Origin of the sequence: Mesorhizobium sp. WSM3862, assembly GCF_002294985.1 — a bacterium.
Lineage (GTDB): Bacteria > Pseudomonadota > Alphaproteobacteria > Rhizobiales > Rhizobiaceae > Mesorhizobium.
In genome coordinates this window covers 205,036-223,115 of the sequence record NZ_NSGE01000001.1, presented here as the reverse complement: position 1 = coordinate 223,115, position 18,080 = coordinate 205,036, and the positions used below count along the sequence as shown (strand labels likewise).

Below are 18,080 nucleotides of genomic sequence, written 5' to 3'. Positions count from 1 at the left end.
AGCGGGCCGCCGATATCGGTTGGAGTGCGGCAAGCTCGATGGCTGTCTATGTCGATGCGGCGATCTGGAAATGGGCCGGCCATCGCTGGTGCCATCTGCTCGCCGACGACACCGACGAGCTCCACCGCTTTGCCGCCGAGCTCGGCCTCAAGCGCTCGTCCTATCAGGGGCCGCCGAAGACTTCGGCGCCGCATTACGATATCACCGGCTTCGAGCGCGACCGCGCCGTGCGGCTTGGCGCGGTCGAATGCAGTCGCGAGGAGATTGTCGCCGTCTTCCGCCGCGTCAGAGTGCCGAACGGCAAGACCCGACGCTGACGGAGTTTTGATGCATGTCGTTGTCCCAGAACCGCCGAACACTTCTGGGCGACATGCATAAGTGCGCGGATCGCCGCAGGTGAGGGCGTTTTCCGGTAGCTCGCTTGCGTTTACGAGACTTCCCCTCTATATGCGCGCTCATTCCACACACGGACTTTGGTGTCTGCCCGGGAGAAATCCGGCTGAAACCTCCGGTGGCATCAGGACACAAGTCCGAAATGCCTGTGTCCGTGGAGGCCAACCGGAAAGGAACTAAAGAATGGCTCTGCCTGATTTCAGCATGCGCCAGCTTCTGGAAGCTGGTGTTCACTTCGGACACCAGACCCACCGCTGGAACCCGAAGATGGCGCCCTACATCTATGGCGCCCGCAACAACATCCACATCATCGACCTGTCGCAGACGGTGCCGCTGCTGCACCAGGCCCTGAAGCAGGTTTCCGACACCGTCGCCAAGGGCGGCCGTGTGCTGTTCGTCGGCACCAAGCGCCAGGCTTCGGACATCGTCGCCGACGCCGCGCAGCGTTCGGCCCAGTATTACGTCAACTCGCGTTGGCTGGGCGGCATGCTGACCAACTGGAAGACGATCTCGAATTCGATCCAGCGCCTGCGCAAGCTCGACGAGACGCTGGCCGGCGAGGCCCAGGGCCTCACCAAGAAGGAGCGGCTCAACCTCGACCGCGAGCGCGAGAAGCTCAACAAGGCGCTGGGCGGCATCAAGGACATGGGCTCGACGCCGGACCTGATGTTCGTCATCGACACCAACAAGGAAGCGATCGCCATCCTCGAGGCCAAGCGCCTCGGCATCCCGGTCGTCGCCATCATCGATTCCAATTGCGACCCGGACAAGATCGACTTCCCGATCCCCGGCAATGACGACGCGGCCCGCGCGATCCAGCTTTATTGCGATCTGATCGCCAAGGCTGCGATCGACGGCATCGCCCGGCAGCAGGGTGCGCTCGGCATGGACATCGGCGCGTCGGCCGAGGCTCCGGTCGAGCCGGCGCTCGACACTCCGGCCACTGAAGCTCCGGAAGCTTGAAAAACGAAGGCCGGCTTCGGCCTTCATCTTTCCAATAAGTTGGCGCGTTAAAGGCGCTTTTGCCGGGCGCATCATCGGGATTCGATGGTGCGTCGGCGCATTTGAAACAAAGAGGCGACAATGAGCATTTCGGCTGCACAGGTCAAAGAACTCCGCGACTTGACTGGCGCGGGCATGATGGACTGCAAGGCGGCGTTGAACGAAACCAACGGCGACATGGAAGCGGCCGTCGACTGGCTGCGCAAGAAGGGCATCTCCAAGGCCGACAAGAAGGCCGGCCGCACCGCGGCGGAAGGCCTGATCGGCGTCGATTCCGGTGTTCGCGAAGCCGCGGTCGTCGAGGTGAACTCCGAGACCGACTTCGTCGCGCGCAACTCCGCCTTCCAGGAAATCGTCGCCAACGTCGCCAAGGTGGCGCTCGCCTATGGCACGACCGAAGCAGTTGCCGCGGCCAAGTATCCGAGCTCCGACAAGTCAGTCACCGACACCATCAAGGACGCGGTCGGCACCATCGGTGAGAACATGGGCTTCCGCCGCTCGGCCAAGCTCACTGTCCCGCATGGCGCGGTGGCGACCTATGTCCACAATGCCGTCGCGGATGGCCTGGGCAAGCTCGGCGTGCTGGTCGCGATCGAGACTACCGGCAATGAGCATGCGGCGAACGCCTTCGGCCGCCAGGTCGCCATGCATGTCGCCGCCACCAACCCGGTTGCGCTGACTGCCGAGGAAGTCGACCCGGCCCTGATCGAGCGCGAGAAGGCGATCTTCTCCGACCAGGCCCGCCAGTCCGGCAAGCCGGAAGCGATCATCGAGAAGATGGTCGAGGGCCGGCTGCGCAAGTTCTATGAAGAGGTCGTGCTCCTGAAGCAGGCCTTCGTGCTCAATCCCGACATCACCGTCGAGAAGGCGCTGAAGGATGCCGAGAAGGAGATCGGCGCGCCGGCCAAGATCACCGCTTACCTGCGCTTCGCGCTGGGCGAAGGCATCGAGAAGGAAACGACCGATTTCGCGGCTGAAGTCGCGGCCGCGGTCAAGAAATAGCTCCGATTCTGGGGAGCGCTTAGCGTGTCCCTTGAGGTGAAGAGCTCACGAGCTCAGGCAACTCGGCCGGGTGTCCGCATGGATGCCCGGCCGATCTCTTGAGCGGTATCGATAAAGGCTCTGAGCTTCGGCGCCATCGATGCCCGGCGCGGAAAATAGAGGAACAGGCCTGGCTCCTCGATCGCCGTCTTCTGCAGGATCTGGACCAGACGACCCGCGGCGAGATCGGCGCGCACCAGCGGCTCGAATACGTAGGCGAGCCCGACCCCAGCAAGCGCAAGATCGATCGCCGCAAGCGAATCGGTGACGATGGCCGTGCCGCGCGTCTCGACCACGACATCCTTGCCGTTCTCGTTCAGATCCCAACGATAGAGCCCGCCGGAGCGGACAAGCCGGTAGCCGATGCAATTGTGCTTGGCGAGATCGGCCACGGCGCGGGGACGGCCGTGCTTTTCGACATAGGCGGGCGAGGCGACAACCACCGCCTTGAAGGGAGGCGTAAGCCGCACGGTGATCATGTCCTGTGCGATCATCTCGCCCAGCCTGATGCCGGAATCGAAACCCTCGCCGACGATATCGACCAGGGCCTGGTCGGCGAAGACCTCGACCGTTACCTCCGGATAGCGTTCGGCCATGGCCGCGATCACCGGCGTGACCGCCAGGGGGATCGCGATATTGGACGCATTGATCCTGAGCAGGCCGGAGGGCCTGCCGTTGACGCCGCGGATGCGGTCGATGCGCTCGGAGATGTCCTGCAGGGCAGGGGCCGCGGTCTCCACCAGCGCCTTGCCGGCTTCGGTCAGCGAAACGCTGCGCGTTGTGCGCGCAAACAGCGGCTGGCCGATGCGCTCTTCCACCAGCCGCACCGCATGGCTGACGGCCGACGGACTCATGCCGAGCTCGGCCGCGGCAAGCGCGAAGCCGCCGCGCCGAGCCACGGCGACGATCACCGGCAGATGCGTCAGCAGATCTCGATCCATTCATGAATAACATCGCATAGTCCTTGCGAACAATGCAATCTTATCGATGCCGTCAACGTGGTCCACATTGTCGCCAAACACATCGGCGGTGGGGCGCGATGCGCAAGGAGAAGAAAAAATGAATGCTTTGAGACACGTGACCTTCGCGGCAGGACTGGCACTGGCGCCCGTCGATGCCGGCGGAGCCGAACCAACGGGCTGGCAAGCGCTCGCCGACGAGCGCGCCGTCATCCGCATCGCGGATGCCATTGACCGCGCCGTCGATGCGCAGGATTGGAAACTCGCCCGCAGCTACTTCGCCGACCGGGTCACCGCCGACTTCAGCAGCCTTTCCGGACAGCCCGCGGCCACGGTCGCCTCCGACGATCTGATCGGCGCCTGGGCTGCCAATCTCAAAGGCAGCAAGACGAGCCTGCACCTGCGGACCAACCATCAGGTCGAAATAGAGGCCGATATGGCGACCGTCCGTTCCAACGGCTATGCCTGGAACAGGATGGAAGGCAATGGCGATCCGCTCTGGGAGGTCTGGGGCACCTATGAGCATCGCCTGACCCGATCGGGTCAAGGCTGGAAGGTCGACGGCTTCACGTTCCGCATGACGCATGAGCGCGGCAATCCCTGGGTGAAAGCGACGCCTGGCCAATAAGCCCATACCAAACACGATCGGAACACGTCATGAGCATGAACTATTACACGCTTGGCAACAGCGGCCTGCGCGTCAGCCGGCTGGCGCTGGGCACCATGACCTTCGGCACCGAATGGGGCTGGGGTGCTGACAGGGAAACCGCCCGCGCCATGTTCGACGCCTATGTCGAGGCCGGCGGCAATTTCTTCGACACGGCCGACCTCTACACCGGCGGGACGGCAGAGACCTGGCTCGGCGAATTCGTCGCCGAGCGCGGCTTGCGCGACAAGGCGGTGATCGCCACCAAATTCACGATGAACAAGGAACCCGGCAATCCGAATGCCGGCGGCAATGGCCGGAAGAACATCATGCGCGCGGTGGACGCTTCGCTGAAGCGGCTCGGAACCGACTATATCGATCTTTACCTCATGCATGTCTGGGACAGGCTGACGCCGGCCGAGGAGGTGTTGCGCACGCTGGACGATTTGGTGCGTGCCGGCAAAGTACGCCATATCGGTCTTTCCGACGTGCCGGCCTGGTATGCCGGGCGGGCGCAGGCGATCGCCGAACTGCGCGGCTATGAGCCGGTCTCGGCCCTGCAGCTCGAATATTCGCTCGCCGAGCGCTCGATCGAACATGAATTCGCGCCTTTCGCCTCGCGTCACGGCGCCGGCATCATGGTGTGGAGCCCGCTGGCCAGCGGCCTGCTCAGCGGCAAATACCGCCCGGCGCAGGCCGGCAATGCCGGCCGGCTCGACGGGTTCCGCAACACCACGCATCCGGGTTTCCAGAAATTCAGCGAACGCAATTGGGCGATCGTTACGGAACTCGAGAAGGTGGCTTCCGAACTCGACCGAAGCATGGCGCAGGTGGCGCTGAACTGGGTTGCGGCGCAGCCGGGTGTGGCCACCGTCATCCTCGGCGCGACGAAACTTGCCCAGTTGCAGGACAATCTCCGGGCGCTCGACTTTTCAATCCCTGCCGAACTCCGCAAGCGGCTCGATTCGGTGAGCCTTGCGCCCGCGCCGTTCCCGCATTCCTTTTTTTTACCCGAGATTCAGGTCAGGGTGGCCGGCGGCGTCGTGACCGGCGACAAGCCGTCCGGCTATTCGCCGCCGGTCCTGATCGAAGGCGAACTGGTCGGGATCAGCAGCAACTGATCGGAAAAGCCTGGAATTTTGCGCGAGGGCGCGGCGTGACATCGCCGCGCCCTTCGTGTATCGGGTCGAACCATCGTGCCAGCGCCGCCAGGCGAAGCGAGGCGCCTTCGCCTCCAGATTTGCCCGCGCCGAGATTTTTCGAGGAACCAGATGACGGTGAAGCCCCTCTATCGACGTGTCTTGCTGAAAGCTTCGGGCGAAGCCTTGATGGGGGAACAGCATTTCGGCATCGACGTCTCGGTCGTCGACCGTATCGCAGCCGACATTGCCGAGGCGCGGGCGCTTGGCGTCGAAGTCGGAGTCGTGATCGGCGGCGGCAACATCTTCCGCGGCGTGGCCGTCGCCTCCAAGGGCGGCGACCGTGTCACCGGCGATCACATGGGCATGCTCGCCACCGTCATCAACTCGCTGGCGCTGCGCACCTCGCTGAACAAAATCGGCGTCGACGCCGTGGTGCTTTCGGCCATTGCCATGCCGGAACTCTGCGAAAGTTTTTCACAGCGCCAGGCGACCGCCTATATGAATCAAGGCAAGGTGGTGATCTTTGCCGGCGGCACCGGCAATCCGTTCTTCACCACCGATTCGGCCGCAGCGCTGCGCGCCGCCGAGATCGGCGCCGACGCGCTGTTCAAGGGCACGCAGGTCGATGGCGTCTATTCGGCCGACCCGAAGAAGGATCCGGAGGCCGTGCGCTTCGACCGCATAAGTCATGCCGAAGTCATCAAACGCGGGCTTACGATCATGGATACGGCCGCGATTGCACTTGCGCGTGAAAACAACATTCCGATAATCGTCTATTCGATCCACGAAAAAGGTGGTTTCGGCGAAATTCTAAGAGGCGGCGGCCGTTGCACCATCGTCGCGGACAATTGACTGGGGCCGAAGACGGCTGAATGATCGCCGGTCCCGGACGAGACTAGAAGACAAGCAGTGAACCCGGCGAACGGGTCGAGGAGATGATCATGAGTGGCGAGTACGACGATCTCAAGCGGCGCATGGACGGGGCGATCGCGGCCTTCAAGCACGATCTCGCTTCGCTGCGCACCGGCCGCGCTTCCAGCAACCTGCTCGACGCCGTCCAGGTCCATGCCTACGGTACGACGATGCCCATTAACCAGGTGGCCAATGTATCGGTGCCCGAGCCGCGAATGATTTCGGTCTCGGTCTGGGACAAATCGATGGTGAGCGCCGTCGACCGCGCTATCCGCGAGGCCAATCTTGGCTTCAATCCGATCGTCGACGGCACCAATCTGAGGATTCCTTTGCCCGAACTCAACGAGCAGCGCCGCAAGGAACTGGTCAAGATCTCGCACGGCTATGCGGAGAACGCCCGCGTCGCGGTTCGCCATGTCCGTCGCGACGGCATGGATTTCCTCAAAAAGGCGGAAAAGGACGGCACGATCAGCGAAGACGATCATCGCAAGCGCTCCGACCAGGTTCAGAAGCTGACCGATGAGATGATCAGCACCATCGATCACCTGCTTTCCGATAAGGAAGCTGAAATCATGCAGGTTTAGGGTCGGTTTCTCACCGGCTCGAAAGCGAGACCATGACAACCCCCGCGCATGTCGCGATCATCATGGACGGAAACGGACGCTGGGCCAAGGCGCGCGGCATGCCGAGGCTCGCCGGCCACCGCGCCGGCGTCGAAGCCTTGCGCAAGACGGTGCGCGCCGCGCCAGAGCTCGGCATCTCCTATCTGACGGTCTACGCCTTCTCCTCTGAAAACTGGTCGCGGCCGAAGTCCGAGGTCAGCGACCTGATGGGCCTCCTGAAGCTCTTCATCCGCCGGGATCTCGCCGAGCTGCATCAAAACGGCGTGCGGGTGAGGGTGATCGGCGACAGGGAGGGGCTGCAGCCGGACATCAGAGGCCTGCTGCAGGAGGCCGAATCGCTGACCGCAGGCAATGAGGCGCTCACGCTGGTCATCGCCTTCAACTATGGCGGGCGCGATGAGATCGTGCGCACCGCGCGCAAGCTCGCCGATGCCGTGGCTCGCGGCGACTTGACAAGCGACGCCATCACGATGGAGAGCTTTGCCGGCTCGCTCGACACCGAGGGCATTCCCGATCCAGACCTCGTGATCCGCACCAGCGGCGAGCTCAGGCTGTCGAACTTCCTTTTGTGGCAGGCCGCCTATAGCGAGCTTGTCTTCCTGCCTTGCTACTGGCCGGACTTCAGCCGGGAGCACCTGGCCGACGCCCTGCGCGACTTTGCCGGCCGCGAACGCCGTTTCGGCGGGCTCGCCGCCCGCGACGTCGCCTTGTAGCGCGGCATCGATGAGCAATCTCCAGCAGCGTGTCATCTCGGCCATCGTGATGGCAGCCGCCACACTTGCGCTCACCTGGCTCGGCGGGCTGCCGTTCCGCCTGTTCTGTGCGGCGATCGCGGCGTTGATCTTCTACGAATGGACGCGCATGGCACGCGCTGAGAACGGTGCGACGCTCGGCTTTCTGCCGGAAGTGCTGATTCTGGTCTTCATCGGCGCGCTGGTCGCCGGCCTGCCGGCACTGTGGCTGCTGCTTCTGGTCGCAGCCATCACTGTTATCGTCGCTGTTGCCGCGCGACTGCGGGGAGCAGTGCAGTGGGAGGCCTCGGGGCTGGCATACGCGTCGTTGTCCGGCTTGTCGCTCGCCTATCTGCGCGGGGACAGCCACTCAGGATTGATCGCCATCCTCTTCCTGTTCGCGGTCGTCTGGGCGACCGACATAGCGGCCTATTTCGTCGGCCGCAGGGTCGGCGGCCCGAAGCTTGCGCCATCAATCTCGCCCGGCAAGACGCAGAGCGGCGCGCTTGGCGGCGCTGTCGGCGGCATCGCTGCCGGATTGGTGCTGGCAATCGCGGCCGGGGCCGGCAATCTCACTATGCTTGGTCTCGTCGCCTTGGCACTCTCGATCGTCTCGCAGATCGGCGATCTGTTCGAATCCTGGGTCAAACGTCGGCACGGCTGCAAGGATTCGAGCAATCTCATTCCCGGCCATGGCGGCGTCATGGACAGGGTGGACGGGCTTGTCGCGGCTGCGTTCGCCCTGTACGTCATCGGTTGGATTGCGGCGGGCGCCGACCATCCGGCAATGGGGCTGTTTCCGAACTGACTGGCGTCGCCAATGGGCGAAAACGACGCGTGCCATGGATTCGCCCGGATTGATGCCACAGTCGCGGCGGACTGTCGCGCTGGGCGAATTTTGAGGGCATGACTTGAACGAGATTCTTCACGCGCTCTTCAGCACGCAGGGCTTTGTCCTCGGCACCCTTGTGCCGTTCCTGTTTGTGCTCACCGTCGTGGTATTCGTGCATGAGATGGGCCACTACCTCATCGGCCGCTGGTGCGGCATCGGCGTCAAGGCTTTTGCCATCGGCTTCGGCCCGGAGCTCTTTGGTTTCAACGACCGCCACGGCACACGCTGGAAGCTTTGCGCCATTCCGCTTGGCGGCTACGTGAAATTCGTCGGCGACATGAACGCGACATCGAGCCAGCCGAGCACCGAGGACCTCGAATCGCTGAGCGAGGCCGAGCGCGAGGTCGCCTTCCACACCCAGCCGATCTGGAAACGCGCGGCGACCGTCGTCGCCGGGCCGCTGTTCAATTTCCTGCTGACGATCGCCGTGTTCGCGGTGCTGTTTTCCCTCTACGGCCGCCCGGTAATGGAGCCGATGGTGGCCGAAGTCAGCGCCGGCAGCCCGGCGGCGCGGGCGGGCATTCAGCCCGGCGATCGGTTCGTCAGAGTCGACGGCAACAAGGTGGAGACCTTCGCCGACGTTCAACGCCTGGTTTCGGGCCGCGCCGGCGACGCCATCACCTTCACCATGTTGCGCGACGGCAAGGAAATCACCGTCACCGCGACACCGGAACCGATGGAGCAGCAGGATGCGCTCGGCAACAAGGTCAAGGTCGCGATCATCGGCGTGGCCAACAACGCCGAACTCGGGCAGCCGCGACTGGTCTCCTACACGCCCGCGGGCGCGCTGGCGGCGGCTGTCGAAGAAACCGGGCATGTGATCGAGCGCACCGGGCAATTTCTGCAGCGCTTCGTCGTCGGGCGCGAGGACAAATGCCAACTCGGCGGCCCGATCAAGATCGCGAAAATGTCGGGTCAGGCGGCCAAACTCGGTTTCGAGTGGCTGGTGCAGCTTGTTGCATTCCTGTCAGTCGGGATAGGGATTCTCAATCTTCTGCCGATTCCCCCTCTCGACGGCGGCCACCTCTTGTTCTACGGCGTGGAGGCCGTCATAAGGCGGCCCGTGTCGGAGCGGATGATGGAGATGGCCTACCGGACCGGTCTCCTTCTGGTGCTCGGATTTATGGGTTTCGTTTTTTGGAATGATCTGTTTGGGTGCTGAAATCATGAAGGAATTTGGCTTCGGCCCCACCCATATTGAGACGCCGTTTACCATGCGTGGGGATATGCGTGACACGAAAGCCACGCAACAGGGTTAAGTAAATACAAATTAACCGGGAGCCTTGCGTGTAGGGGAAATCCGGTTAATACGGTAAGGGAAAATACCGCACGTCCGGTTTTCTCGCCGTGGGGACTACGAGAAAAAGGTACAAAAGCCCGATGAAGGCAGCATCCAAGTTTCTGAGCGCCGCGTCCGCGGCGGCTTTGTCCGCCGCCCTGGTTTTGCCAGGCGCGCTCGCAGTGCAGTTCGTTGCCACATCGGTAGCCGAAGCAGCAGTGGTCAGCAGGGTCGAGGTCAGCGGCAACCAGCGTGTCGATGCCGAAACCATCCGCAATTACATCGCGATCAAGCCCGGCAAGGCGTTTTCAAGTGCCGATATCGATAGCGCCGTGAAGGCGCTGTTCGGCACCGGGCTGTTCTCGGACGTCCAGATCAATCAGGTCGGCTCGACCCTGGTCGTCAAGGTTTCCGAATACAAGGTGGTCAACCAAGTCCTGTTCCAGGGCAACAAGAAGCTCAAGGACAACGCGCTCCAGGCTGCTGTGCAGCTGAAGCCGCGCGCGACCTTCTCGCAGCAGGCGCTCGACGCCGACGTCGAGGCGGTCAAGGCTGCCTATCGGCGTATCGGCCGCGACGACGCCGCCGTGACCTCCCAGATCATGGACCTCGGCGACAACCGCGTGAACGTGGTCTTCAACATTAACGAAGGCGCGCGCACGCAGATCGCGGCGATCAATTTCGTCGGCAACAGCGCTTTTTCCAGCCGTCGCCTGTCGGATGTCATCAACACCAAGCGCTCGTCCTGGCTTTCGTTCGTGCTGCGCGACGATGTCTATGATGAGGACAAGCTGCGGGCCGACCAGGAGTTGCTGCGCCGCTTCTACTACAATCACGGTTACGCCGACTTCCAGGTCGTTTCGGCCGTCGGTGAGTTGGATGAAGCCACCAACAAATACACGGTCACGATCACCGTGCAGGAAGGCGAGCGCTACAACTTCGGCGACATCAGCGTCGAGAGCACGATTCCCGAGGTCGACTCAAAGTCGCTTGAGTCGGTGGTCCAAACGCACAAGGGCGATGTCTACAACGCCAAGGACGTCGAGGACACGATCGTTGCGCTCACTGAAAAGGTCGCCGGCTCAGGCTATGCGTTTGCCCAGGTGACGCCGCGCGGCGACCGCAATTTCGAGAATCATACGATCTCGGTCGTGTACACCATCGACCAGGGTACCAAGGCTTATATCGAACGTATCGAAATCCGCGGCAACGACCGCACGCGCGACTATGTCATCCGGCGCGAATTCGATGTCAGCGAAGGGGACGCGTTCAACCAGGTGCTTATCCAGCGCGCGAAGAAGCGCCTGGAAGCTCTGGATTATTTTCAGAAAGTCGACATCTCGACCGTCCCCGGGTCCGCTCCGGATCAGGTTGTCCTGGTGGTCGATGTGGTCGAGAAGTCGACCGGTGAGTTCTCGGTCGGCGCCGGCTATTCGACCGGCGGCGACACGCCGGGCCCGTCCGTCGAAGGCTCGATCACCGAGCGCAACTTCCTCGGCCGCGGCCAGTACATCAAGCTGTCGGCCGGCGGCGGCAAGAACTCGCGCGACTACGCTATTTCGTTCACGGAGCCGTATTTCCTCGGCCGGCGCATCGCGGCGGGCTTCGATATCTACAAGTCGACCCGCGAGTACAATCACTACAACACTGACGTCACCGGCGCGACCATCCGCTTCGGCCTGCCGATCACCGACAGCATATCGACGCAATTGGCGTACAACATCTCTCGGGAAAAGTATTCCATTGCCGATGGCTGTGTGGATGCCAATGGCGACTACGATCCGAGTAAGTGCACCATCTCCGACGCAGTCCTTGCAGGTATTGGGGAAAGTCCATGGACGAAGTCTTCGGTTAGCCTAGGCTTGGTCTATAACACCATCGACGACATGAAAAACCCGCACGAGGGTCTTTATGTCACAGGCACGACCGAGTTTGCCGGGCTTGGTGGCGATGCCAAGTGGGTGAAGGTGACCGGGCGCGCTAGTGTCTACCAGACCTTGTCAGAGCAACTCGACCTGGTTGGCCTTGTTTCTGGCGGCGCCGGCTACATCGCGGGCTACGGCAGCAACGATCTGCGCATATTTGATTACTTCCAGAGCAACGACCGTATGATCCGCGGTTTTGCCTATGGTGGCATTGGTCCAGTTGCTTTAGGCGACAGTGGCGATCATCTCGGTGGCTCGACCTATTTCAATGCATCTGCCGAGGCCCAATTCCCGTTGCCGGTCATTCCGGAGAGCTTCGGCTTGCGCGGCGCCGTCTTTGCCGATGCGGCGACGCTGTATGGCAACAAACTTGTTGGTGTCGACCCAGATTCAACTGGCCTGCAGTTACGTGCATCGGTTGGTCTTGGCCTGATGTGGGCTTCGCCGTTTGGCCCGATCCGCATCGACTACGCGATCCCGGTCAAAAAGGAAGCGAAGGACGACGTGCAGGAATTCAACTTCGGCATAGCGACCCGTTTCTAATCCGCGGGTTACGATGTTTCCGGGTCGTGTGATGGCCCGGAATCGACTGATCCGACCTAGCTGGATAATGTTTGTGGAATGACCGATCCGGTGTTCTTCGCGCCTTCACGCCGGTATACGGCTGGCGAGGTCGCGAATCTGACCGGCGCCAATCTTATTGATTCCTCGCAGGCCGACATCGCCATCGACGCGCTGGCGCCCGCCAATGAGGGTGGCGACGGTGCGCTCGTTTTTGTCGACGGCAAGCGCAATTTCGCCTTGATGCATTCGCTCAAGGCGGCTGCCGTTCTCTGTCCTGCCGACTTCGCCAACAGGGCGCCGCAGGGGATTGCGGTGCTGGCGCATCCGCGCCCGCAGCAGGCCTTCGCCATGGTGGGGCGACTGCTCTTTCCGCAGGCCGCCACGCCCGGGCCGATGACCGGCGAAACCGGCATTTCGCCGCAAGCGCACATCGACCCGTCCGCGCGTGTCGAAGCCGGGGCGATCGTGGAGGCAGGCGCCGTGATCGGTCCCGGCGCTGCCATCGGGAGCGGCACGGTCATTGCGCCCCATGCCGTCATTGGCCGATCGTGCAAGATAGGTCGTGATGGCTATGTCGGTCCGGGCGCCAGCATCCAATATGCGCTGATCGGCAACCGCGTCATCATTCATGGCGGTGCAAGGATCGGTCAGGACGGGTTCGGCTTCGTGGCCGGCGCGAAGGGACCTGAGCGCGTGCCGCAGATCGGCCGCGTCATCGTCCAGGACGACGTCGAGATCGGCTCCAACTCGACCGTCGATCGCGGTGCGATGTCCGACACGATCATCGGACAAGGCACCAAGATCGATAATCTGGTGCAGATCGCCCACAATGTTCGCATCGGCCGCAATTGCATTATAGCCGGGCTTTCGGGTATTTCCGGTTCCGTCGTCGTCGGCGACAACGTCACCATGGGTGGCGGCGTCGGCCTCGCCGATCATTTGACCATCGGTCCCGGGGCCAAGCTTGCTGCGAGAAGTGGATTCATGAGCAACGTGCCGGCGGGCGAGGTCTGGGGAGGCTATCCGGCGCAGCCCATGGCGGAAGCCATGCGTGAGATCGCGATGCTGCGCAGGCTGGCCAGGACTCGCAAGCAGGGCGACGGAAATGGCTGAGACGGTTGCGACGACACTTGAGGCGGTCGACATAATGGGGCTGATGAAGCTCCTGCCGCACCGTTATCCGTTTCTGCTGATCGACCGCATCGTCGAAATCGACGGCGACGACTCCGCGGTCGGCGTCAAGAACGTGACCATCAACGAACCGCATTTCCAGGGCCATTTCCCGCAGCAGCCGGTGATGCCGGGCGTGCTCATCATCGAGGCCATGGCCCAGACCGCCGGCGCGATCTGCATTCGCAGCCTCAATGCGGAAAAGCCGTCGCTGGTTTATTTCATGACCATCGACAACGCGAAGTTCCGCAAGCCGGTCGTCCCCGGCGATCAGCTCAGGATCCACGTCAAGAAGATCAAGAAGCGCGGCAACCTGCTGAAATTTGCCTGCGAGGCGATGGTGGATGGCGCAAAGGCCGCCGAAGCCGAAGTTTCGGCTATGATGGTCACCGGCTGACGGTTTCTAATGCTCATGAAAGTTCAGACATCAATCCATCCTTCGTCGGTCGTCGAAGAAGGTGCCCAGCTCGGCGAAGGTGTGCGTATCGGACCCTTCTGCCATGTCGGCGCCGATGCCGTCATCGGCGATCGCGTCGAGCTGGTCAGCCATGTCTCGGTGATGGGCGCGACCACCGTCGGAGGCTCGACCAAGATCTATCCAATGTCGACGCTCGGGGCGCCGCCGCAGAACACCAAGCACAAGGGCGGGCGCACGACGCTGGTCATCGGCGAAAATTGCACCATCCGCGAAGGCGTCACCATGCATGTCGGCACCGATTCCAGCCGCGGCGAGACGACGGTCGGCGAAAATGGCAATTTCCTGGCCTACGCCCACATTGCCCATGACTGCATCGTCGGCAAGAATGCCACCTTCGCCAACGGAGCAACGCTCGGCGGGCATTGTGAGATCGGCGACAATGTCTATATCGGCGGCTTGACCGCCGTGCATCAGTTTGTCCGCGTCGGCGACAACGCCTTTATCGGCGGCTGCTCGGCGGTCGTCGGCGACGTCATTCCCTATGCGATCGCCGTCGGCAATCGCGCCAAGCTGCGCGGGCTCAACGTGATCGGCCTGAAGCGCTCCGGCCTGCCGCGCGCCGAAATCTACATGATGCGAAGGGCTTACAGGGCGATTTTCGACCACTCCCGCACGGTCGGGGAGAATGTCGAGATCGCCAAGGCGGAGTTCGCCTCGTCACCGACGGCCATGAAGATGATCGACTTCATCACCAGTCGCGGCAAGCGGCATTATGCCGTCCCGCCGCTGAAGGGCGGTGGCGGCGATGACGATGGCGATGACGAGGGCTGAGCCCGCGGGGTCAGGGCTTGCACTCGCGCCGGGCTCCAGGGTCGGCATCATCGCCGGTGGCGGCAGCCTGCCGGTCGAAGTGGCGGAAGGTCTGGTCAGACAGGGACATTCGCCTTTCATCATCCTGGCCGAGGGCGAGGTGGATCGCGAAGCGGACTTCGCCGCCTACGAGCAGGCGACGCTTGCGCTCGAAGACATCGGGTTCCTGCTTCCCTTGCTGAAGCGCGAAGGCATTAGCCACCTGGTTCTTGCCGGCGAGATCAAGCGCAGGCCGCGGCTTGCGAAGATACGTCCAACGCTCAGTCTGCTGACGATAATCCCCTCCGTGGCAATGGCGCTGGCCCGCGGCGACGACGGGCTTTTGAAGGTTCTGACGCGCGGGCTGGAAAGGCGCGGTATCACGGTGGTCGGAGCGCATGAGATCGTTCCAGATCTCGCTGCCGGCGAGGGCACGCTGACCAAGGCAGGACCAAAGCAATCGGACTGGCGCGATATCGAGGCGGGCCGCGCGGCGGCCAAGGCCATCGGCGAGCTCGACATCGGCCAGGCGGCGATTGCGGTCGGAGGGCGGGCTATCGCGTTGGAAGGCATCGAAGGCACTAGAGGCCTGCTCGAGAGGACGCGCGAATTGCGCGGGCACGGCAGGCTCGCCGGCAAGACGCGCGGCGTTCTCGTCAAATGCGCCAAGCCAGGGCAGGAGCTGCGCGCCGACTTGCCGTCGATAGGCCCGCAGACGGTCGAGGCCGCACATGCGGCCGGCCTTGCCGGCATCGCCGTTGAAGCCGGCCGCTCGCTCATTCTCGAAGGCCCGGCGACTCTTGCGCGGGCCAATGCGCTTGGCTTGTTCATCGTCGGATTTCCCGCGACGGAGCCGACCGATGGCCAGTGAGAGGCCGCTCAAGATCGCCATCGTCGCGGGCGAGGAATCGGGCGACTTGCTCGGCGCCGACATCGTGCGTGCGCTCGAGAAAACCACCGGCCGTAAGATCCGGCTCGTCGGCATCGGCGGCCGGCATCTGCAGGAACTGGGGCTGACACCGCTCTTCGACGGCAGCGAGATCGCGCTGATGGGCTTCAGCGCCGTCTTGCGCGACCTGCCGCGGCTGATGCGCCGGATCAGCCAAACAGCCGGCACCATCGCGGCGGAGCGGCCGGATTGCCTGATCACCATCGACAGCCCTGATTTTTCGCTGCGGGTCGCCAAAAGGGTCCGCGCCGCCGCGCCCGCCATCCCGATCGTCCATTATGTCTGCCCGAGCGTGTGGGCATGGCGGCCGGGCAGGGCGGCGGCGATGAAGCCCTATGTCGATCACATCCTCTGCATCCTGCCCTTCGAAGTGAAGGCGCTCACCCGACTTGGTGGGCCGCCCGGCACCTATGTCGGCCACCGGCTGACCCAGGATCCCGGCGTGCTTGGCGCCGCCAAGGCGCAGAGCTTGCCGCGGGACCTGTCGGAGGATCGCGTGAAGACGCTGCTGGTGCTGCCCGGCTCGCGCCGCGGCGAGGTGCGCCGGCTGATCGAGCCGTTCGGCAAGGCGATATCGGTCTTGCACCAGCGCGGTCACCGCTTGCGGCTGATGCTGCCGACGGTGCCGCATGTCGCCGACCTGGTGAAAACATCCGTCACGCGTTGGGACGAGAAGCCAGAGATCATCACCGATCCGGAGCGCAAATGGTTGGCTTTCGGCAAGGCCGACGCGGCTCTGATCGCCTCCGGAACAGTTTCGCTCGAGCTTGCGCTTTGCGGTGTTCCAATGGTCTCCAGCTACAAGCTCGATCCGATCGCGAGGCAGCTGCTGCAGCATCTGGTGACGACCTGGTCGGCGCTGCTGCCCAACCTGATCGCCGATCGCGCGCTGGTGCCGGAGTTCTACGATCAGTATGTCAGGCCGGAGAACCTGGCGCGTCAGTTGGAAGCCCTGTTTGCCGACACCGGCATGCGCGCCTGGCAGCGGGCAGGTTTTGCCGAAATCGCCAGGCGCATGGCGACCGACAGGCCGTCGGGCGAGATTGCTGCAGAGGTGGTGCTGGGGTGCATCAGAAAAGCGAATAGGGAGTAGCGAATAACGAGTAGGCTGGGCGCCGCTCAGCGCCGCCGAGTTCTGTCCCTATTCGCTACTCGCTATTTCGCTATTCGCTCACTCACCGCTTCGCAATCGGCACGTAATCGCGCTCCGTGGCGCCGGTGTAGAGCTGGCGCGGGCGGCCGATCTTCTGGTGCGGATCTTCGATCATTTCCTTCCACTGCGCGATCCAGCCGACGGTGCGGGCGACCGCGAACAGCACGGTGAACATGGTGGTGGGGAAGCCCAGCGCCTTCAGCGTGATGCCCGAATAGAAGTCGACGTTCGGATAGAGTTTCTTCTCGATGAAATACTCGTCGGTCAGCGCGATCTTCTCCAGCTCCATCGCGATGTCGAGCAGCGGATCATCCTTGATGCCGAGCTCGCCCAGCACCTCATGCGCCGTCTTCTGCATGATCTTGGCGCGCGGATCGTAGTTCTTGTAGACGCGATGGCCGAAGCCCATCAGGCGGAACGGGTCGTTCTTGTCCTTGGCGCGGGCGATGAATTCCGGGATGTGATCGACATGGCCGATCTCGCCCAGCATGTTGAGGGCCGCCTCGTTGGCGCCGCCATGCGCGGGGCCCCAGAGGCAAGCAATGCCGGCCGCGATGCAGGCGAACGGATTGGCGCCCGAAGAGCCGGCGAGACGAACCGTCGAAGTCGACGCGTTCTGCTCGTGATCGGCGTGCAGGATGAAGATGCGCTCCATGGCGCGCGCCAGCACCGGATTGATCTTGTACTCCTCACACGGCACGGCAAAGCACATGTGCAGGAAGTTGGCGGCGAAATTCAGCTCGTTCTTCGGGTAAATGAAGGGCTGGCCGATGTGGTATTTGTAGGCCATCGCCGCGATCGTCGGCATCTTGGCGATCAGTCGCATGGAGGCGACCATGCGCTGATATGGGTCCGAGATGTCGGTCGAGTCGTGGTAGAAGGCCGACAGCGCGCCGACCACGCCGCACATGACGGCCATCGGATGGGCGTCGCGGCGGAAGCCGGTGAAGAAGCGCGACATCTGCTCATGCACCATGGTGTGGCGCGTCACGCGATAGTCGAAGTCGTCCTTCTGCGCCTTGGTCGGCAATTCGCCGTAGAGCAGGAGATAACAGACCTCGAGGAAGTCGCCGTGCTCGGCGAGCTGGTCGATCGGGTAGCCGCGATGCAGCAGGATGCCGGCGTCGCCGTCGATGAAGGTGATCGCCGACTCGCAGCTTGCCGTCGAGGTGAAACCGGGATCGTAGGTGAAGGCCCCGGTGGTGCTGTACAGCGCGCCGATGTCGATGACGTCGGGCCCGGTCGAGCCGCTTCGCACCTTGAATTCATGCGTCTTGCCGGCGAGCTCGAGCCTTGCGGTCGACTCGCGCGCCTTGCCGCCCGATTCCAGTTTTGTCGCAGCTTCGCTCATTGCAAACTCCTCTATGTTTTCTCATGCCGGCAAGGCAATTCCTGCAAACGACACGTCGAAATCACCGGAATGCGCGAACTT

17 protein-coding genes and 1 pseudogene are annotated in these 18,080 nt (G+C 63.0%); 16 read left to right on the top strand and 2 right to left on the bottom strand.

From position 1 onward, the window contains the following. The first annotated feature begins 38 nt into the window (after nucleotides 1-38). From CK224_RS01105 to tsf, 3 genes are all read left to right on the top strand, one after another. The gene (locus tag CK224_RS01105; RefSeq protein ID WP_067319872.1) at nucleotides 39-317 is read left to right on the top strand and encodes a DUF4031 domain-containing protein; all 279 of its coding nucleotides are present in this window, start codon (nucleotides 39-41) and stop codon (nucleotides 315-317) included. Nucleotides 318-576: 259 nt separating this feature from the next. Beyond that, on the top strand, nucleotides 577-1,356 hold the full coding sequence (gene rpsB / locus CK224_RS01100; RefSeq protein ID WP_059188654.1) for a 30S ribosomal protein S2: 780 nt from the start codon (nucleotides 577-579) through the stop codon (nucleotides 1,354-1,356). Nucleotides 1,357-1,476: 120 nt separating this feature from the next. Continuing rightward, nucleotides 1,477-2,397, top strand: coding sequence for a translation elongation factor Ts (tsf, locus tag CK224_RS01095; RefSeq protein ID WP_095780533.1), 921 nt, complete (start codon nucleotides 1,477-1,479; stop codon nucleotides 2,395-2,397). Between the two features lie 53 nt (nucleotides 2,398-2,450). On the opposite strand, the gene CK224_RS01090 is transcribed toward tsf, so the two are convergent. Then, complete coding sequence (locus CK224_RS01090) at nucleotides 2,451-3,377, bottom strand: LysR family transcriptional regulator (protein ID WP_095780532.1); 927 nt, start codon at nucleotides 3,375-3,377, stop codon at nucleotides 2,451-2,453. Nucleotides 3,378-3,495: 118 nt separating this feature from the next. Here CK224_RS01090 and CK224_RS01085 point away from each other — a divergent pair, with 118 nt between their 5' ends. The 13 genes and pseudogenes from CK224_RS01085 to lpxB all read left to right on the top strand — a co-directional run bounded on the left by CK224_RS01085 (nucleotide 3,496) and on the right by lpxB (nucleotide 16,588). Then, nucleotides 3,496-4,023 carry a nuclear transport factor 2 family protein gene (locus tag CK224_RS01085; protein WP_095780531.1) on the top strand — a complete coding sequence of 176 codons (528 nt, stop codon included), beginning with the start codon at nucleotides 3,496-3,498 and terminating at the stop codon, nucleotides 4,021-4,023. Between the two features lie 29 nt (nucleotides 4,024-4,052). Next, the gene (locus tag CK224_RS01080; protein WP_095780530.1) at nucleotides 4,053-5,162 is read left to right on the top strand and encodes an aldo/keto reductase; all 1,110 of its coding nucleotides are present in this window, start codon (nucleotides 4,053-4,055) and stop codon (nucleotides 5,160-5,162) included. Nucleotides 5,163-5,312: 150 nt separating this feature from the next. Continuing rightward, nucleotides 5,313-6,035, top strand: coding sequence for a UMP kinase (gene pyrH / locus CK224_RS01075; RefSeq protein ID WP_066992639.1), 723 nt, complete (start codon nucleotides 5,313-5,315; stop codon nucleotides 6,033-6,035). An 89-nt stretch (nucleotides 6,036-6,124) separates the two neighbouring features. After that, a complete protein-coding gene (frr, locus tag CK224_RS01070; RefSeq protein ID WP_082980388.1) occupies nucleotides 6,125-6,679 on the top strand; it encodes a ribosome recycling factor in 555 nt (184 codons plus the stop codon). A 20-nt stretch (nucleotides 6,680-6,699) separates the two neighbouring features. Next, nucleotides 6,700-7,431: pseudogene (locus tag CK224_RS01065) on the top strand (isoprenyl transferase); the annotation flags it as partial. Between the two features lie 10 nt (nucleotides 7,432-7,441). Next, the gene (locus CK224_RS01060) at nucleotides 7,442-8,257 is read left to right on the top strand and encodes a phosphatidate cytidylyltransferase (protein WP_066992644.1); all 816 of its coding nucleotides are present in this window, start codon (nucleotides 7,442-7,444) and stop codon (nucleotides 8,255-8,257) included. A gap of 103 nt (nucleotides 8,258-8,360) precedes the next feature. Further along, the gene (gene rseP / locus CK224_RS01055) at nucleotides 8,361-9,503 is read left to right on the top strand and encodes an RIP metalloprotease RseP (protein WP_066992647.1); all 1,143 of its coding nucleotides are present in this window, start codon (nucleotides 8,361-8,363) and stop codon (nucleotides 9,501-9,503) included. 218 nt (nucleotides 9,504-9,721) lie between these two features. Then, nucleotides 9,722-12,088, top strand: a complete 2,367-nt coding sequence (gene bamA / locus CK224_RS01050; RefSeq protein WP_095780528.1) for an outer membrane protein assembly factor BamA — start codon at nucleotides 9,722-9,724, stop codon at nucleotides 12,086-12,088. Nucleotides 12,089-12,166: 78 nt separating this feature from the next. Continuing rightward, nucleotides 12,167-13,222 carry a UDP-3-O-(3-hydroxymyristoyl)glucosamine N-acyltransferase gene (gene lpxD / locus CK224_RS01045; RefSeq protein WP_066992654.1) on the top strand — a complete coding sequence of 352 codons (1,056 nt, stop codon included), beginning with the start codon at nucleotides 12,167-12,169 and terminating at the stop codon, nucleotides 13,220-13,222. Continuing rightward, entirely contained in the window at nucleotides 13,215-13,676 is a 462-nt protein-coding gene (gene fabZ, locus CK224_RS01040; protein WP_095780527.1) for a 3-hydroxyacyl-ACP dehydratase FabZ, read from the top strand. The genes lpxD and fabZ overlap by 8 nt, the downstream gene beginning before the upstream one ends. Before the next feature lie 15 nt (nucleotides 13,677-13,691). Then, nucleotides 13,692-14,528: an acyl-ACP--UDP-N-acetylglucosamine O-acyltransferase gene (lpxA, locus tag CK224_RS01035; protein ID WP_095780883.1), complete on the top strand. Its 837-nt coding sequence runs from the start codon at nucleotides 13,692-13,694 to the stop codon at nucleotides 14,526-14,528. After that, nucleotides 14,515-15,417, top strand: coding sequence for a UDP-2,3-diacylglucosamine diphosphatase LpxI (lpxI, locus tag CK224_RS01030; RefSeq protein ID WP_095780884.1), 903 nt, complete (start codon nucleotides 14,515-14,517; stop codon nucleotides 15,415-15,417). Before lpxA ends, lpxI begins: the two co-directional genes overlap by 14 nt. After that, nucleotides 15,407-16,588: a lipid-A-disaccharide synthase gene (gene lpxB / locus CK224_RS01025; RefSeq protein WP_095777721.1), complete on the top strand. Its 1,182-nt coding sequence runs from the start codon at nucleotides 15,407-15,409 to the stop codon at nucleotides 16,586-16,588. The genes lpxI and lpxB overlap by 11 nt, the downstream gene beginning before the upstream one ends. A gap of 82 nt (nucleotides 16,589-16,670) precedes the next feature. Here lpxB and gltA read toward each other — a convergent pair whose 3' ends face one another. After that, on the bottom strand, nucleotides 16,671-17,999 hold the full coding sequence (gene gltA, locus CK224_RS01020) for a citrate synthase (RefSeq protein WP_095777720.1): 1,329 nt from the start codon (nucleotides 17,997-17,999) through the stop codon (nucleotides 16,671-16,673). Between the last annotated feature and the right edge of the window lie 81 nt (nucleotides 18,000-18,080).

Coding starts and splice junctions, on each gene's coding strand:
- gltA (WP_095777720.1), bottom strand. CDS start 17,999: ATGAGCGAAGCTGCGACAAAACTGGAATCGGGCGGCAAGGCGCGCGAG.
- CK224_RS01105 (WP_067319872.1), top strand. CDS start 39: ATGGCTGTCTATGTCGATGCGGCGATCTGGAAATGGGCCGGCCATCGC.
- fabZ (WP_095780527.1), top strand. CDS start 13,215: ATGGCTGAGACGGTTGCGACGACACTTGAGGCGGTCGACATAATGGGG.
- lpxA (WP_095780883.1), top strand. CDS start 13,692: ATGAAAGTTCAGACATCAATCCATCCTTCGTCGGTCGTCGAAGAAGGT.
- CK224_RS01060 (WP_066992644.1), top strand. CDS start 7,442: ATGAGCAATCTCCAGCAGCGTGTCATCTCGGCCATCGTGATGGCAGCC.
- lpxD (WP_066992654.1), top strand. CDS start 12,167: ATGACCGATCCGGTGTTCTTCGCGCCTTCACGCCGGTATACGGCTGGC.
- tsf (WP_095780533.1), top strand. CDS start 1,477: ATGAGCATTTCGGCTGCACAGGTCAAAGAACTCCGCGACTTGACTGGC.
- bamA (WP_095780528.1), top strand. CDS start 9,722: ATGAAGGCAGCATCCAAGTTTCTGAGCGCCGCGTCCGCGGCGGCTTTG.
- frr (WP_082980388.1), top strand. CDS start 6,125: ATGAGTGGCGAGTACGACGATCTCAAGCGGCGCATGGACGGGGCGATC.
- lpxI (WP_095780884.1), top strand. CDS start 14,515: ATGACGAGGGCTGAGCCCGCGGGGTCAGGGCTTGCACTCGCGCCGGGC.
- CK224_RS01085 (WP_095780531.1), top strand. CDS start 3,496: ATGAATGCTTTGAGACACGTGACCTTCGCGGCAGGACTGGCACTGGCG.
- CK224_RS01080 (WP_095780530.1), top strand. CDS start 4,053: ATGAGCATGAACTATTACACGCTTGGCAACAGCGGCCTGCGCGTCAGC.
- pyrH (WP_066992639.1), top strand. CDS start 5,313: ATGACGGTGAAGCCCCTCTATCGACGTGTCTTGCTGAAAGCTTCGGGC.
- lpxB (WP_095777721.1), top strand. CDS start 15,407: ATGGCCAGTGAGAGGCCGCTCAAGATCGCCATCGTCGCGGGCGAGGAA.
- rpsB (WP_059188654.1), top strand. CDS start 577: ATGGCTCTGCCTGATTTCAGCATGCGCCAGCTTCTGGAAGCTGGTGTT.
- CK224_RS01090 (WP_095780532.1), bottom strand. CDS start 3,377: ATGGATCGAGATCTGCTGACGCATCTGCCGGTGATCGTCGCCGTGGCT.